16 protein-coding genes are annotated in these 15,149 nt (G+C 69.2%); 10 read left to right on the top strand and 6 right to left on the bottom strand.

The features are described from left to right. Position 1 precedes the first annotated feature (1 nt). The 4 genes from dltC to H6A23_RS02520 are packed head-to-tail and all read left to right on the top strand — an operon-like array spanning position 2 to position 3,363. Entirely contained in the window at positions 2-256 is a 255-nt protein-coding gene (gene dltC / locus H6A23_RS02505) for a D-alanine--poly(phosphoribitol) ligase subunit DltC (protein WP_075280777.1), read from the top strand. Further along, positions 256-1,560: a D-alanyl-lipoteichoic acid biosynthesis protein DltD gene (gene dltD / locus H6A23_RS02510; protein WP_204830624.1), complete on the top strand. Its 1,305-nt coding sequence runs from the start codon at positions 256-258 to the stop codon at positions 1,558-1,560. The genes dltC and dltD overlap by 1 nt, the downstream gene beginning before the upstream one ends. Continuing rightward, complete coding sequence (locus H6A23_RS02515) at positions 1,560-1,733, top strand: hypothetical protein (RefSeq protein ID WP_204830625.1); 174 nt, start codon at positions 1,560-1,562, stop codon at positions 1,731-1,733. Before dltD ends, H6A23_RS02515 begins: the two co-directional genes overlap by 1 nt. Continuing rightward, a complete protein-coding gene (locus H6A23_RS02520; RefSeq protein ID WP_204830626.1) occupies positions 1,720-3,363 on the top strand; it encodes a serine hydrolase domain-containing protein in 1,644 nt (547 codons plus the stop codon). The genes H6A23_RS02515 and H6A23_RS02520 overlap by 14 nt, the downstream gene beginning before the upstream one ends. Here H6A23_RS02520 and H6A23_RS02525 read toward each other — a convergent pair. From H6A23_RS02525 to sufC, 6 genes are all read right to left on the bottom strand, one after another. Further along, positions 3,298-3,738, bottom strand: coding sequence for an RrF2 family transcriptional regulator (locus H6A23_RS02525; RefSeq protein WP_075280775.1), 441 nt, complete (start codon positions 3,736-3,738; stop codon positions 3,298-3,300). The two genes, H6A23_RS02520 and H6A23_RS02525, sit on opposite strands and share 66 nt — an antisense overlap. A gap of 93 nt (positions 3,739-3,831) precedes the next feature. Further along, positions 3,832-4,269: a Fe-S cluster assembly sulfur transfer protein SufU gene (sufU, locus tag H6A23_RS02530; protein WP_204830627.1), complete on the bottom strand. Its 438-nt coding sequence runs from the start codon at positions 4,267-4,269 to the stop codon at positions 3,832-3,834. Beyond that, entirely contained in the window at positions 4,256-5,494 is a 1,239-nt protein-coding gene (locus tag H6A23_RS02535) for an aminotransferase class V-fold PLP-dependent enzyme (protein WP_204830628.1), read from the bottom strand. Before H6A23_RS02535 ends, sufU begins: the two co-directional genes overlap by 14 nt. Then, complete coding sequence (locus H6A23_RS02540) at positions 5,494-6,594, bottom strand: SufB/SufD family protein (RefSeq protein WP_204830629.1); 1,101 nt, start codon at positions 6,592-6,594, stop codon at positions 5,494-5,496. Before H6A23_RS02540 ends, H6A23_RS02535 begins: the two co-directional genes overlap by 1 nt. Beyond that, positions 6,594-8,015, bottom strand: a complete 1,422-nt coding sequence (sufB, locus tag H6A23_RS02545) for a Fe-S cluster assembly protein SufB (RefSeq protein ID WP_204830630.1) — start codon at positions 8,013-8,015, stop codon at positions 6,594-6,596. The genes H6A23_RS02540 and sufB overlap by 1 nt, the downstream gene beginning before the upstream one ends. Continuing rightward, the gene (sufC, locus tag H6A23_RS02550) at positions 8,012-8,821 is read right to left on the bottom strand and encodes a Fe-S cluster assembly ATPase SufC (protein ID WP_204830631.1); all 810 of its coding nucleotides are present in this window, start codon (positions 8,819-8,821) and stop codon (positions 8,012-8,014) included. The genes sufB and sufC overlap by 4 nt, the downstream gene beginning before the upstream one ends. Positions 8,822-9,192: 371 nt before the next feature. On the opposite strand from sufC, the gene H6A23_RS02555 reads away from it, so the two are divergent. From H6A23_RS02555 to H6A23_RS02580, 6 genes are all read left to right on the top strand, one after another. Beyond that, the gene (locus H6A23_RS02555) at positions 9,193-10,149 is read left to right on the top strand and encodes a bile acid:sodium symporter family protein (RefSeq protein WP_204830632.1); all 957 of its coding nucleotides are present in this window, start codon (positions 9,193-9,195) and stop codon (positions 10,147-10,149) included. A 707-nt stretch (positions 10,150-10,856) separates the two neighbouring features. Beyond that, positions 10,857-11,174 (top strand): Asp-tRNA(Asn)/Glu-tRNA(Gln) amidotransferase subunit GatC, encoded by a 318-nt coding sequence (gene gatC / locus H6A23_RS02560; RefSeq protein ID WP_087225939.1) that lies wholly within the window; start codon positions 10,857-10,859, stop codon positions 11,172-11,174. Continuing rightward, entirely contained in the window at positions 11,174-12,682 is a 1,509-nt protein-coding gene (gene gatA / locus H6A23_RS02565) for an Asp-tRNA(Asn)/Glu-tRNA(Gln) amidotransferase subunit GatA (RefSeq protein ID WP_204830633.1), read from the top strand. The genes gatC and gatA overlap by 1 nt, the downstream gene beginning before the upstream one ends. Then, positions 12,679-14,187, top strand: coding sequence for an Asp-tRNA(Asn)/Glu-tRNA(Gln) amidotransferase subunit GatB (gene gatB, locus H6A23_RS02570; RefSeq protein ID WP_204830634.1), 1,509 nt, complete (start codon positions 12,679-12,681; stop codon positions 14,185-14,187). The genes gatA and gatB overlap by 4 nt, the downstream gene beginning before the upstream one ends. A 198-nt stretch (positions 14,188-14,385) precedes the next feature. Continuing rightward, the gene (locus H6A23_RS02575; RefSeq protein WP_204830635.1) at positions 14,386-14,673 is read left to right on the top strand and encodes a type II toxin-antitoxin system Phd/YefM family antitoxin; all 288 of its coding nucleotides are present in this window, start codon (positions 14,386-14,388) and stop codon (positions 14,671-14,673) included. After that, a complete protein-coding gene (locus H6A23_RS02580) occupies positions 14,666-15,085 on the top strand; it encodes a PIN domain-containing protein (RefSeq protein WP_204830636.1) in 420 nt (139 codons plus the stop codon). Before H6A23_RS02575 ends, H6A23_RS02580 begins: the two co-directional genes overlap by 8 nt. Positions 15,086-15,149: the final 64 nt, after the last annotated feature.

A 15,149-nucleotide genomic window follows, 5' to 3' on the forward strand; every position in this document is an offset into this window, starting at 1 on the left:
CATGGCAGATGGCGATGCGACCGTCCGGGAGAGGGTGCTTGACCTCCTCGTGGACGTCTGCGGGGACGACGCGGTGCGGGACCACCTGGACGATGATCTCTTTGAGCTGGGGCTTCTTGACTCGATGGGCGCCATCGAGCTGCTCGTGGGCATAGAGGACGAGCTGGGCGTGTCCATCGCGCCCACGGCGGTGCCGCGCGAGCAGATGAACACGCCCAACAAGATCGTCGAGCAGGTGGAGAAGCGGGTGGCGTGATGCGCGGCAGGAAGGACCGTGGCGAGAAGGACCACGGCGCGAAGGACGGCGCGGTCGCATCCGCCGCGGGGCGCTCCCGTCGCCGGACGGGTCCCGGCGTGCGGTTGCTCCTTGCGGTGGCGGCCGGGCTCGTGGTGGCCGCGGCGGGGCTCGTGGCGCTGGACGTGCTGCTCCCCGGCAACGGCCCCGCCGACCCCTCGCGAATCTACGACTACGTCTATGCCGACGGCAAGTCGGAGAACGCGGACTTCGTGCTCGCCAACATGTCGGACGACTCCTACCTCTGCCTGGGCTCCTCGGAGTTCTACATCTCCAAGGACAAGGTGAGCATGTGCCCGCAGGCTGTCTTCGGGGAGAACGTGACCGGCGTGGACATGACCTTCGTGGGCCAGGGCTACGACCAGAGCCTCTGGCAGGCCATCGCCGCCGGCGCCTATGGGGGCCGCGTCAAGAACAAGAAGGTCATGATCGTGGTCTCGCCGCAGTGGTTCTTCAAGGGCAACGGCGACCAGGACAAGTTCGAGAGCAAGTTCTCCTACTCGCTCTACCGCGCCTTCGTGCAGAACCCAAGCATCTCCGATAAGACCAAGGCCTACGTGCGGCGGCGCTGCGAGGAGCTGGGCGTGGACGCGGGCCAGCTCGCGGCCGCCGCGCAGGACATGCCGCTCGACGCGGTGAACGACTGGTTCTTCTCGCTCGCGGACGGCTGGCGCCTGCGCTCGGAGGTGCCCGGGATCGTGGCCATCGCGCCCTCCAAGAGCCCGGCGCGCGCGGCGGGGGAGCCCACCGGCGAGCCCGACTGGGACGCCCTGCTGGGTGCGGCGCGCGCCGAGGGGGCGGCGTCCTGCGCCACCAACGACTACGGCGTCTATGACGCGTACTGGGAGAAGAACCACACCTACATGCCCGAGCTCTTCGAGAACTTCCACGAGGCGGACGACGAGTACGCGGATCTTGCCTGCCTGCTCGAGGTCTGCCGGGAGGCGGGCCTGGAGCCGCTCGTGTGCATCCTGCCCGTGCACGGGGCGTGGTATGACCTCGCCGACGTCTCCGCCGAGGAGCGCGCGGCCTACTACCAGCGCATCCGCGGCATCTGCGACGAGGCCGGCGCCGCCTATGCGGACTTCTCGAGCTGCGAGTACGAGAAGTACTTCCTGTGCGACACGGTACATCCCGGATGGGTGGGCTGGGTGCGCATCGAGCGCGCGTTCTACGACTTCGTGAGCGGCCGCGACGACGACTTCCTGGGCGGTGCGGACCTTGGCGACGCGCCGGGGCTCGCCGCGGAGGGAGGCGACTCGTGATGCCGGGGGAGAAGGACCTCGCGGCGCGGGCCCGTGCGTGGCTGGAGGCGCGCCCGGGACTGCTCACGGCGGGCGCGTTTCTCGCCGTGGTGGCGCTCGTGGCGGTGATCGCGTGGTTCGTGGTGTTCTCGGGTCTCTCGGGGCCGGTGCAGTTCATCTATGACAGCTTCTAGGCATGGTCGCGCGAGGTGCCGGGGACGGCTGCTCGCGGCGGGCGCCGTGGCCGCCGCGCTCCTGGCGGCGTGCGCGCTCGGCACCCCGGCGGTCGCGCGGGCCGACGAGGCGCTGCTGCCCGGGCCCGACGACGTTGGCGACCCGGGCCTCTCCGAGGAGGAGGTCGCCCAGATCGCCGAGCCTGAGCTCGATCCCACCGACGAGGGCGCTGCGCTGCCGGGCGACGAGCCCGTGGGCGCCGAGCTCGCGTCGCGGCTCGACGCGTTTCTCGACGAGGCCTTCCCCGCCTGCGGGATGCCGGGCGTCGCCGTTGCCGTGGTGGACGCGGACGGCGTGCGCTACCTGCGCTGCCTGGGGGACGTGACGAGCGAGGACCGGACGTTCGTGGTGGGCTCGCTCTCCAAGTCCATGACGGCCGTGGCCGTGATGCAGCTCGCCGAGGAGGGGCTCGTCGACCTTGACGGGCCCGCGTGCTCCTACGCCCCGGAGACGGGCGTCCCCGTCTCGGTGACGGTTCGCGACCTGCTCAACCAGACGAGCGGCTTTGGGTACTTCGAGTCGCTCGCGGGGGCGTCCGTGGGTGAGAGCGCCGGGTCCTTCTCGTACGCCAACGCCAACTACGACCTCCTCGGCCGCATCGTGGAGGACGTGAGCGGGCTGGGCCTCGGGACGTACCTGCGCGAGCGCGTCTTCTCGCCGCTGGGGATGGGCGACGCCTCGGCGGGCGACGAGCCTGAGCGCGCGCCCCGGGCCGAGGGGCACCGCTCGTGGTTTGGCGCGTGGGTGGCGGACGGCTTCGAGCACGGGGAGGGGGACGACGCCTGGGGCGGCCCGGCCTCCGGCTACGTCCGCGCGAGCGTCTCGGACATGGCGGCGTACCTGCGGATGTATCTCAACAGCGGATGCGCGGCGCCCGGTGGCGCGCGCGTGCTCTCGGCGGGCTCCGTCCACCGGATGATCTTCTCGCGCGTGCCCGACCCTGCGGGCGACACCTACTACGGCATGGGCTGGACCACCTACTCCTGGGATGACGGGGAGCTCGTGATGTCGCACGATGGGCAGGTGGAGAACTACGTGGCGCGCATGTGCGCGATCCCCGGGCGTGACCTCGGGGTCGTGGTGCTGGCGGACGGCAACGACGAGTTCGGCAGCAACGAGGCGTTCTTCTCGCTGGCGGACGGAGCGACGGCCATCGCCGTGGGCGGGCGCGCGGACCCCGCGGACGTGGTGCCGCCGCTGGGAGAGCACGTGCGCTACGACGTGCTCTACGCGCTGGCCGTGCTGCTCTGCGCGCTGCCGCTCGCGTGGGGCGCGCTGCGGCGGCGCCGCGGGTCCCGGCGGGCGCCCCGGGCGCTCCCGGCCCTGCTGCTGCACATGGCGGCGCCGGTCTACCTGCTGGGCGTGCCGCCGCTTCTCACGGGCATGCGATGGCGCGACTTCGCGGCCTTCTACCCGGACCAGGCGCTCGTCCTTCTCACCTGCGCTATCCTTCTCCTTGCGGGAGGGCTCGTCGGCCTTTCCGGGAACGCTCGCCGGAGTGGGGCGCAGGGCGTCGCGGCGCCGCTAGATCGGCTTGGCGGTGCAGGGGCCCGCGTCGTCGGGGCGCACGAGGTCGGCGAGCGTCTTTGAGTCGAGGTAGGAGGACGTCACGCGGCCGAGGTCGCGCCAGACGCCCACGGTGGTGCAGGTGTCGCGCTGGGGGCAGAGCTCGTCGCTCCTGCAGTCGAGGCAGCTCACGGGCGCGAGGGACCCCTCCGCGGCGCGCAGGAGCTCGCCCAAGGTGTAGTCCTCCGGCTTGCGCGTGAGCTGGTAGCCGCCGCCCTTGCCGCGCTGGCTGCGGACGTAGCCAGCCTTGTGCATGAGCGAGATGACCTGCTCCAGGTACTTGCGCGAGATGCCCTGCCGACGCGAGACGTCGCCGAGCGAGACCCAGCCCTCGTGGCAGGCGAGGTCCGCCATCGCGCGCAGCGCGTACATCCCCTTGGTCGAGAACATTCCTGCCATCTCGTCACCTCCCCGTGCTGTTTCGGCAGTTTCGGGACGTGTTTTTTATCGCTGAAAAACACGTCCCCAGCGTTCTGAAGAAAAGGGACAGGCCTAGTGCGCGCGGGCCTCGAGCATCTCGTCGAGCGTGCGCCAGGCGAGCTCGGCGCACTTCACGCGTGCCGGCATGTGCGCGATGTCGCGCAAGAGCACGCCGTCCTCGAGGGCCTCGAGCGCGGCCTCGTCCGTCTCCTCGCCGCGGACCATACGCATGAAGAGCGCACAGAGCTCGCGCGCCTTCTCGGGCGTCTTGCCCACCATGAGGTCGCTCATGATGTCGGCGCTCGCCTGGGAGATGGCGCAGCCGTGGCCGGTGAACGCCGCCTCCTCGATGGTGCCGTCGTCAGCAAAGCGCACGGAGAACGTGAGCTCGTCGCCGCAGGAGGGGTTCACGCCCTCGTGGCTGCAGTCGGCGTCCTCCATCTGGTACTTGTAGTCGGGGTGCGACACGTGGTCCATGAAGGCCGCGTTGTAGAGGTCAGTCACTGCCATGGAAGATCCCCCAGACCTGGCTCAGGCCGTCGACGAGGCGGTCCACGTCGGCGGCGTCGTTGTAGAAGGCAAGGCTCGCGCGGCAGCAGGCGAGGTTCTCCACGCCGAGCCACGCGAGCAGCGGCTGCGCGCAGTGGTGGCCGGCACGGATGCACACGCCGGAGGCGTCGAGGATGCTCGCCACGTCGTGCGGGTGGACGCCGCGCACGTTGAAGCTGATGACGCCGTGGTGGCGCGCGGGGTCCGCGCTGCCGATGAGGTCGACGAAGTCGAGCTCCGCCAGGCGCTCGAAGGCGTAGGCCACGAGCGCCGCCTCTCGCTTGGCCACGGTGCCAAGGCCCACGGTCTCGGTGAGGTAGGAGAGCGCGGTGCCGGTGGCATAGATGCCGGCGGCGTCCTGCGTGCCCGCCTCGAACTTCTCGGGCACGGGCGCCCACGTGGCGTCCTGCTCGCGCACGGAGTCGATCATCTCGCCGCCGGTGAGCATGGGCGGCATGGCCTCCAGGAGCTCGTGGCGGCCCCAGAGCACGCCCACGCCCATCGGCCCCAGCGCCTTGTGGCCGGAGAACGCGAGGAAGTCCGCGCCCAGCTCGTCCACGTTTACGCGCAGGTGCGGGACGGACTGCGCGGCGTCGACGACCATCACGGCGCCCACGGCATGCGCGGCGTCTGCGAGCCTGCGGACGGGCAGCTCGCAGCCCATAACGTTGGAGACGTGCGCGGCAGCCACGATGCGCGCGCGCGGTCCGATCTTCTCGGCAATCTCCGCATCCGTGAGCGTGCCGTCCTTCTCGGGGTAGAGGTAGACGAGGCGCGCGCCGGCCGCACGGCAGGCCTCCTGCCAGGGGATCAGGTTGGAGTGGTGCTCCATGACGGTGATGGCCACCTCGTCGCCAGGGCCCAGGACGCACGGCGCCCAGGACTTGGCCACGAGGTTCAGGCTCTCGCTCGTGTTGCGGGTAAAGACCACGTCGCGCGCGTCAGGCGTGCCGATGAGAGCCGCCACCTGCGCGCGGACGTCCGCGATGGCCGCGGTGGCCGCGACGGAGAGGCTGTACAGGCCGCGCAGCGGGTTGGCGTTCATGGTCTCGTAGAAGTGGCGCTGGGCGTCGAGCACGCAGGCGGGCCGCTGCGCGGTGGCCGCGCTGTCGAGAAACGCGATCTCGGGGTGCCCGGCCAGCAGGGGGAAGTCCGCGCGGTATGGGTTCTGACGAATGTCAACCATCACGCCTCCTCGACCTCATCAAAAGTTTCTGTTAATTGGGGACTGTCCCCAATTAACAGACGTGCCTCGGGGCAGGGGGCGTGCATGAGGGCGTCCTCGTAGATGGCCTGCACGAAGAGCCGCTCGGCGTCCTCGCGGGAGAGGCCGCGGCTGGCGAGAAACGCCAGCTGCTCGGGGCTCACCGACCCGATGGTGGCGCCGTGGTTGCCCGCGACGTCGTCCTCGTCGCAAAGGATCGTGGGCAGCGTCTTGTTGACCACGTCGTCGCCCAGCACGAGCACGGTTTCGGCCTCGTTGCCCTGCGCGCCCTTGGCGCCGTGGACGAGGTCGATCGTGGTGCGCAGGCCCTTCTTTGCCGCATCCTCGAGCACGCCGTTATAGCTGAGCTCGGAGCGCGTGTTGCGGCCGCGCTGGCGCACGACCTCGTTGATGTCCAGGACCTCCGTGCCGCCGGCGTGGTAGCGGCAGCCAAGGTCAACCCGTGCGCGCTCCCCGGCGAGGTCGCAGGCGAGGCCCAGCGCGACGGTGCCGCCGCCGAGCAGGTACTGGTGCACGTCCACGCGGGCGTCGCGCGCCGCGGAGATGCCCACGCTCTCGAGGTGCTGCTGGTCTGAGCCCACCCTCACGTACTCGTGCAGGTGCACGCGCGCGCCGGCCTCGACGATCACGCGCAGGAGCGAAGCGGACGTGCCGGACCTGACAGATGACCCTGTCACCTTTGTCAGGTCCCCCGCAACCACGACGATGGTGCACTCGGCGCCGGCGCGGACCATGACACCGGTGTCGGCGACCTCTCCCGCGCCCACGGCAACCACGATCGGCTCCTCGCGCCTCTCGCCGCGGCCGACCTCCACGTAGCGCGCGCCCTTCGCCTGGGACTCCACCCAGTCGGTCACGGCCCGGCCCATCCCGCACTCCACGCCCTCGAAGAGGCGCGGCAGCGAGAAGTACACGTCGCCCTTGCGGCCGGGCGCGGGCACCGTGAGCGTGATGTCGTTCGTGCGCAGGCGGTTCCACGTCTGCGCAGGGGCAACGTTGACGCGCTCGAGGGTGAGCTCGCCCTCGGCGCCGGCCTCGGGCGCCAGGTTCTTCTCGGCCATCATCCTATGGCCCCTTCCATCTCGAGCTTGATGAGGTTGTTCATCTCCACGGCGTACTCCATCGGAAGCTCCTTGGAGACGGGGTTGGCAAAGCCGTTGACCACGAGCGTGCGCGCCTCGGCCTCGGAGCAGCCGCGGCTCATGAGGTAGAGGACCGTGTCGTCAGAGATGCGGCCAATCGTGGCCTCGTGGCCCACCTGCGCGGTGGCGTTGCGCACGTCCATCGCGGGGATGGTGTCGGAGCGGGAGATGTCGTCGAGCATGAGGCTCTGGCAGCTCACGCTGCAGCGCGCGCGGTCGGCGTGCCGGCCGATCACCACGGAGCTGCGGAACGTGTTCACGCCGCCGTCCTTGGAGATGGACTTCGTGGAGACGGACGCCGTCGTGTCCGCGCCGTTCATGATCACCTTGCAGCCGGTGTCGAGGTCCTGCGTGGCTCCGGCAAAGGTGATGCCGGTGAACTCGCAGGTGCCGCGGTCGCCCGCCATGATGGTGGTGGGGTAGAGGTAGCTCACGTGGCTGCCAAAGCTGCCGGAGACCCACTCCATCTTGGCGTCGGCGCCGATGGTGGCGCGCTTGGTGTTGAGGTTGTACATGTTCTTGGACCAGTTCTCGATCGTGGAGTAGCGCAGGCGCGCGCCGTCCTTCACGAAGAGTTCTACAGCACCCGCGTGGAGGTTGGCCTCGTAGTACTTGGGCGCGGAGCACCCCTCGATGAAGTGCAGGTCGGCGCCCGGCTCCACGATGATGAGCGTGTGCTCGAACTGCCCCGCCCCCGCCGCGTTGAGGCGGAAGTAGCTCTGCAGCGGATAGGGGAGCGTCACGCCGGCGGGGACGTAGACGAAGGAGCCGCCGCTCCACACGGCGTAGTGCAGCGCCGCGAACTTGTGGTCGGTGGGCGGAATCAGCGTGCCGAAGTACTCATGCACCACGGGCTCCCACTTGGGGTCGTGGAGGGCGTCCTCAATCGTGGTGTAGATGACGCCCTGCTCGGCCACCTCCTCGCGCATGTTGTGGTAGACGATCTCAGAGTCGTACTGGGCGCCCACGCCGGCGAGGCTCTCGCGCTCGGCCTCGGGGATGCCCAGGCGCTCGAAGGTGTCCTTGATGTCCTCGGGCACGTCATCCCAGCTCTTGGCCTGCTTGGTCTTGGGCGAGACGTACGTGGAGATGTGGTCCAGATCCAGCCCCGCGATGCTCGGCCCCCAGTTGGGCGCCATCTCGCGCGCGTGGTAGAGGTCGAGCGCGCGCAGGCGCATCTCGAGCATCCACTCGGGCTCGTCCTTCTTGGCGGAGATCGCGCGGACGATCTCGGGCGTCAGACCGTCGTCGTAGCGCTCGTAGCCCTCCTCGGACTTGGTGAAGTCGTAAAGGGAGCGATCGACGTCTGCGACCTCGGTGCGCTTGCGCTCCTCGCTCACTGGGCGTCACCCGCCTTGGGACAGCCCGGGCAGTCCACGCAGGCCGCCTCGTCCTGGCCCGCCCCGCGCTCGAAGCGCTCGAAGCCGCGGGCGTCGATGTCGGCGATGAGCTCCGCCGGCCCCTCGGCCACCATGCGGCCCTTGACCATGACGTGCGTGCGGTCCACGTCAAGCCGCTCGAGGATGCGCGTGTTGTGCGTGATCACGATGAGGGCGCCGCCCACCTGCTCGCGATAGGCCTGGATGCCGCGGGAGACGATGCCCAGCGCGTCCACGTCAAGCCCGGAGTCGGTCTCGTCGAGGATGGCGAGCTTGGGCTGGAGCAAAAGGAGCTGCAGCATCTCGATCTTCTTCTTCTCGCCACCGGAGAAGCCTACGTTGAGCTCGCGCATGAGGAAGCCCTGGTCGAGCTCCAGCTGGTCGGCGATGGCGCCCACGCGCTCGCGGAACTTGCGCGCGGTGGTCTTGAGCTCCGGGCGCATCTGGCAGATGGAGCGCAGGAAGCTGTAGAGCGGCACGCCGGGCACCTCCACGGGCGCCTGGTAGGAGAGGAAGATGCCGGCGAGCGAGCGCTTGTCGGCGGAGAGCTCGGTGACGTCCGCACCGTCAAAGGTGATGGAGCCCCCGGTCACGCGGTAGGCGGGGTCGCCCATGATGACGTGGCCGAGCGTGGACTTGCCGGCGCCGTTGGGGCCCATGAGGACGTGGCACTCGCCCGCGCCCACGGCCAGGTCGACGCCGTGCAGGATGGGCTTGTCCTCGGTGCCCGCAGAGAGGGCGCTCACGTTGAACAGCTGAGTGGACATGTTCCGCCTTTCTCCTCGCGGGTCGCGCGGGCCCGCGCCTTTTTCGCCTAATTCATAGTAATGAGTGGGGTATTAAAGGCAAGGGGTTGGGGCGAGAAAAACGCGTTGCCGTAACAATTCCTACTTATTTGGAGGCATTTAAGGCTCGCAAGGCCGCGGTGCCGAGCCGCCCATGGCGTGATGCCGGGGGTCGGAGGTCGCATACCCTGACAAAATTGGCCGATTTTTACGTAATTTGTCGGGGTATGCGACCCGGGGTATCGATCATGCGCCCCTGCGCTGTTTGCGGCCGCGTTACGCGTGCGTGCGTCCAACGTGGCGAGAAGTACCATGGCGCTCGGGACGGTCGACGGCGGGAGGTCCTTCTCGACATGGAGACGTGGAAGCGGCTCGGTGGCTTCATCGGGAGCCACATGGCATTTGTCTCCCCGACGTGCGTGGTGCTCGGCGTGCTCTTTCCCGATCAGCTGTGCGTGCTCAAGCCGGCCGTGACGGCGCTCTTTGCGTTCATGACCTTCCAGAGCTCGCTCTCCAACACCTTTGGCAACCTCGCGCGCACGGTGCGCCGCCCGGTCCCGCTCGTGGTGACGCTCCTTCTGGCCACCGTCCTCATGCCGTGCGTGGCCTGCGCGCTGGCGACGGCGCTCTTCGGCTCCGACCCCAACCTCGTCTGCGGGATCGTGCTCGAGTACAGCGTGCCCGTAGCCGTGGTCGCCGCCATGTGGACCAACATGCTCGGCGGGGACCCGGCGCTCTCGCTCGCCACGATCCTCGTGTCCACGGTGGCCGCGCCGGTCACGATTCCGCTCACGCTGCACCTGCTCCTCGGGCAGACGGTCGAGGTGGACGCCGCGCGGATGATGGGGGAGATGGTGGTCTCCATCGCGCTGCCGGCGCTTGCGGGGACCCTCCTCAACGACGCCTCGCGCGGCTGGGCGGCGCGCGAGCTCTCGCCGGTGATCGCGCCGGCCGCCAAGATCGCGCTCGTGCTGGTGATCCTCAGCAACGCCACCGGTGTGGCCCCCTACGTGCGCAACCTCACGCCCCAGCTCGTCGGCGTGATGGTCTTCATCGCCGTGTTCGCGACGTGCGGCTACGCATTGGGGCTGCTCGCGGCGAACCTCCTGCGCCGCCCCCACGAGCAGGAGGTCTCGATGACCTACCTCGTGGGCATGCGCAACATCTCGGCCGGGGCGGTCATCGCGGCGGAGTACTTTCCCGGCGAGGTGATGTTTCCCGTGGTCATAGGGACGCTCTTCCAGCAGGTGATCGCCGCGAGCTTTGGCTCCGTCCTGCGCCGGCGCGCCCGGTGGGCGGCTTCCGAGTAGCGCCGCCGGCCGCGGCGGCGTTGCCGAATGGGGGCTTGTGGCAGCCGTCTTGCCATGCCAACTGGGCGTTCTTCTCGCCCCGCTGCGCTTTTTGGGGTCATGGCAGGGCAGATTCTGCCATGACCCCAAAATTGCCAACGCCCTGCGCCCCTCGGCTGCCATAATTCCCAATTCCGCAACGGGGCACGGGCACCTCGGGCGCTAGTGGTGACGGTACATGCGCGGGCGCGGGCGGCCGTCGTCGAGGATGACGGCGAGCGCGGCGATGGCCACGACGGCGATGAAGACGAGCTTCTTCATGATGACCTCCCTCTCTCTGATAGGCCCATTCTCCCGGCTGGCGCCTCTCGGGGCCATCGATGCGACTTACTGCTGCCTTGCGCTTTCGTAAGGTTCGGGCGGGAGGCGGCTGCCTGCTCCGGGTACGTACACGCCCCTCCCGGGTACGTACGCAATTTGAGGTCTGATACACCTTCCTCCCTGGAGAATTCGCAGGTGGGCGCGGTGGCGAGAAGAACATCAGGTCTGAAACCTCGTACGTACCCGGGAGGGGCGTGTACGTACCCGGGTGAGGCGCGTACGTACCCGGGAGCGGGCCGCGGGAGGGGCGCCGGGCCCGCGTCCCGCATTGTTGCGGCCGCGTCTCGGCGGCGTCCGGCCGCGCTGTCCCTGTCGTAGAATGGGGCGCAGCCAAGATAGGAGGACCCATGCCCCTTACCAGAGAAGACGTCGCGGGCATCGCGGACTACGCGCGCATCGCGCTCACGCCCGAGGAGCTCGACGAGATGACCGCGTACATGAACAGCGCGATCGACCTGCTGGAGCCCATCCGCCAGTACGACCTCGAGGGCGTCGAGCCAACGTTCCACCCCATCGGCGACCTCTCCAACGTGATGGCCGACGACGTGCCGGACACCGAGGTGCGCCACCTGAGCGTGGACGTGGCGCTCAGGAACGCCGGCGCGTCCCGCGACCGCAGCTTCCGCGTGCCGTCCATCCTCGGCGACCAGGGGGGTGACCGCTGATGGCCAACTTCGACCAGCTCTCCGCGCGCGAGATCGCGGCGGGCGTCGCAAACGGCGACTTCACCGCGACCGAGGTGGCCCGGGCGGCGCTTGACGCCGTGGAGGCCCGCGACGGCGAGGTCAAGGCGTTCCTGCAGGTCTCCGCCGACCTTGCGCTCGCGGCCGCCGAGGCGACCGACAGGGCCCGCGCGGCGGGCGAGAAGCTCGGTCCGCTCGCCGGCGTTCCCGTGGCCTTCAAGGACAACATGCACCTCGTGGGCACCCGCACCACCTGCGCCTCCCGCATGCTCGAGAACTACGAGTCCACGTTCACGGCCACCTGCGTCCAGCGCATGCTCGACGCCGGCGCCACCCCCGTGGGCAAGACCAACATGGACGAGTTCGCCTTTGGCAGCTCCACCGAGTCCTCGGCCTTCCACCCCACGGCCAACCCGTGGGACACGGGGCGCGTCCCGGGCGGCTCCTCGGGCGGCTCGGCGGCGGCCGTCGCCTCCGGCGAGGTCACGGTCTCCCTGGGCTCCGACACCGGCGGCTCCATCCGCCAGCCGGCCTCCCTCTGCGGCGTCGTGGGCCTGAAGCCCACCTACGGCGCGGTCAGCCGCTACGGCGTGGTGGCCTTTGGCTCCTCGCTCGACCAGGTCGGCCCCTTCGGCCGCAGCGTCGAGGACGTGGCCCTGGCCATGAACGCGCTCACGTGCGGCGGGCGCGACCCGTGGGACTCCACGAGCCAGCCGGTCGACGTCGATTTTCTCGCCCACCTGAACGATCCCATCGAGGGGCGCCGCGTGGGCGTCGTGCCCGCCCTCATGGAGGCCGCCGGCCTCACCGACGAGGTCCGCGACGCCGTGAACGCCGCCGGCCGCGCGCTCGCCGACCAGGGCGCCGAGCTCGTGGAGGTCGACCTCCCCAACATCGCCTCCGCCATCGCGGCCTACTACGTGATCGCGCCGTGCGAGGCCTTCTCCAACCTCGCGCGCTTCGACGGCGTGCGCTACGGCTACCAGGAGCAGGGCTGCGCCACGCTCGCCGAGCAGACCTCGAAGAGCCGCGCGCACGGCTTTGGCGAGGAGGCCAAGCGCCGCCAGATGCTGGGCGCCTACCTCCTCTCCAGCGGCACCTACGACAGGTACTACTACCCGGCGCAGCAGGTCCGCACCCTCATCACGGCCGACTACGCCCGCGCCTACGAGAAGTGCGACGTCATCCTCATGCCGGCCGCGCCGCGCACGGCGTTCAAGTTCGGCGAGCTCAGTGACCCCACGCAGATGTACGCGTCGGACCTGTTCACGATCTCCAACAACATCGTCGGCAACGGCGGCGTCTCCGTGCCGCTGGGCCTGGGCGCCACCTCCGGCCTGCCCGTGTCCGCGCAGCTCCAGGGCCCGGCCTTCGCCGACGCCACGCTGCTCACGTTTGCGCGCGCGATCGAGCGGTCCAACTCGGCCGCCGGTGGCTCCGGGGCCCCCGTCGCGCCCTCGTTTGCCGGGAAGGGGGGTGAGCTCGCATGAAGAAGCTCGCCGAGGTCCTGAGGGACTGGGAGGCCGTGATCGGCCTCGAGGTTCACACCGAGCTCACCACGCTCGAGACCAAGATGTTCTGCAACTGCCGCCTCTCCCACGACGACGAGCCCAACACCAACGTCTGCCCCGTCTGCCTGGGCATGCCGGGTGCGCTGCCCGTGCCCAACGAGAAGGCCATCGAGTCGATCGTCATGGCGGGTCTGGCCACCAACTGTGAGATCATGCGCCACTCCATGTTCTACCGGAAGCACTACTTCTACCCGGACATGGCCAAGAACTTCCAGACCACGCAGGGTCCCGTGGCGTTTTGCATGCACGGCCACCTGGACCTGGAGGTCTCCGGCGCCGGCGCCAAGGAGCGCCCGGCTGACACGGTCGAGAAGGACGCCGACGGCGGCTACGTTGCGCCCATCCGCATCCTGCGCATCCACATGGAGGAGGACGCCGCCAAGATGGTGCACGTGGGCGGCGAGGAGGGCCGCATCACCGCGGCCACCGAGTCCCTCATCGACTACAACCGCTGCGGCACGCCGCTGATCGAGCTCGTCACCGAGCCCGACCTGCGCACGCCCGAGGAGGCCCGCCTCTTCATGGAGAAGCTGCGCCAGACGTTCCTCACGCTCGGCATCTCCGACTGCTCGCTCGAGAGCGGCTCGATGCGCTGCGACGGCAACATCTCGCTGCGTCGCCGCGGCACCACGGAGTTTGGCACCAAGACCGAGATGAAGAACATCAACTCGTTCAAGAGCCTGCACGACGCGCTCGAGTACGAGATCTGCCGCCAGGCCGAGGTGCTCGAGGAGGGCGGTATCGTCTACCAGGAGACGCGCCACTGGGAGCCCTCGCGGCGCCGCACCGTGGTCATGCGTGTCAAGGAGACCGCGGACGACTACCGCCTCTTCCCGGACCCGGACCTCGCGCCCTTCGACCTCACGGACGAGTTCGTCGACCGCTGCCGCGCGCGCATCCCGGAGCTGCCGGACGCCAAGCGCGACCGCTACATGTCCGACTTTGGCCTCAAGCGCGCCGACGCCGCCCAGCTCGCGGGCGACCCGGCGGTCGCGGCCTTCTTCGAGGAGACGCTTTCCGTGGCGGGCGAGAAGGACGTGGAGACCGTGGCCAAAGTCATGGTGAACCTCGTCCCCAGCTACGACGCCCTCACGCCGGCGCAGGTCGCGAGCCTCTCGGCGCTTCTCGCCGAGGACGCGATCACGTTCGCCCAGGCGCGCGAGGTGCTCGACGCGGTCAATGGCACCAGCGAGGACCCGGCCGCCTACGTGGACGCGCACGGCATGCGCCAGTCCACCGACGAGGGCGCGCTCGGCGCCATCGTGGACGAGGTGCTCGCGCGCTGCACCGACCAGGTCCAGCAGTACCGCGACGGCAACAAGAAGGTGCTCGGGTTCCTCGTTGGGCAGTGCATGAAGGCGGCCAAGGGCTCCGGCAACCCCAAGGCCTTCAACAAGATGCTCGCGGAGCGGCTCGAGTCGTAGGGGCCCGGGGCACGCGGCGCGGCCCCCTGAGGTCCGGCGCTCAGACAGCTTGCCGAGAAGGGCGCTCGGCAAGAACTCGCGGCGGACCTCAGGGGGCCTCTCGCTCCGGCCCGCCCGTACTTCTCGGCCGTTCCTTCTTGAATGGTTCTTGATTGTGGCTACATTGGGTATACTGTGGCTACGTTGAGAGGAGAAGCTATGGCGCAGCTTGAGGCGGTGGGGGTGCGCGAGGCAAAGAACCGGTTCAGCGAGCTGACCGCGCGGGTCAACGAGCTTGGGGCCAACCTTGTGGTGCTCAAGAACAACCGGCCGTGGGTGGTCATCCATCCGGCGGATTCCGAGGCCGCCGATCGTCGCGCGCGCCTCGAGCGTCTTCATGCGCTCACGGCGTCCATCGAGCGGGACGCAGCAGGCGAGCCCGCCTGGGATGCTGCGGTTTCCGACCGTGAGCTCCTCGACGAGGAGCGGGTGAGGCGTTTTGGCTAGGGTCGTGCTCGACACCAACATCATCCTCGACTACCTCAGCGCGACGCGCGAGCGGCACCGCGACGCCGTTGACCTGCTCGAGACCCTGCTCTCGTCGGAGGATAAGACGCCGGTCATTCTTGCGGCGAGCATAAAGGACGCTTACTACATCCTCTGCCGCCACTATCACGATGAGGGGCTCGTTCGCGCTCGGCTCAATGACTTCCGCTCGCTCATGGAGGTTGCCGAGCTCACAGTTCCGGTGCTCGATACGGCCTTCGCCTCCGACGAGCCGGACCTTGAGGACGGCATCGTGCGAGCCACGGCCGAGCTCTTAGGCGCCCAGGCCATCGTCACGCGCGACGCGTCCGCCTACGCGGGCTCGTCCGTTCCCAGCATGGACGCGCGGGCATATTGCGCCGGCCTCGAATAGCCTGCCCTTTTCGCTGCTGCGTCCCTGCCAAGCTGCTAGACTTCCGGGGCGAGGGCGTTGTCGC

The organism is Olsenella uli (genome assembly GCF_016900775.1).
Lineage (GTDB): Bacteria > Actinomycetota > Coriobacteriia > Coriobacteriales > Atopobiaceae > Thermophilibacter > Thermophilibacter uli_A.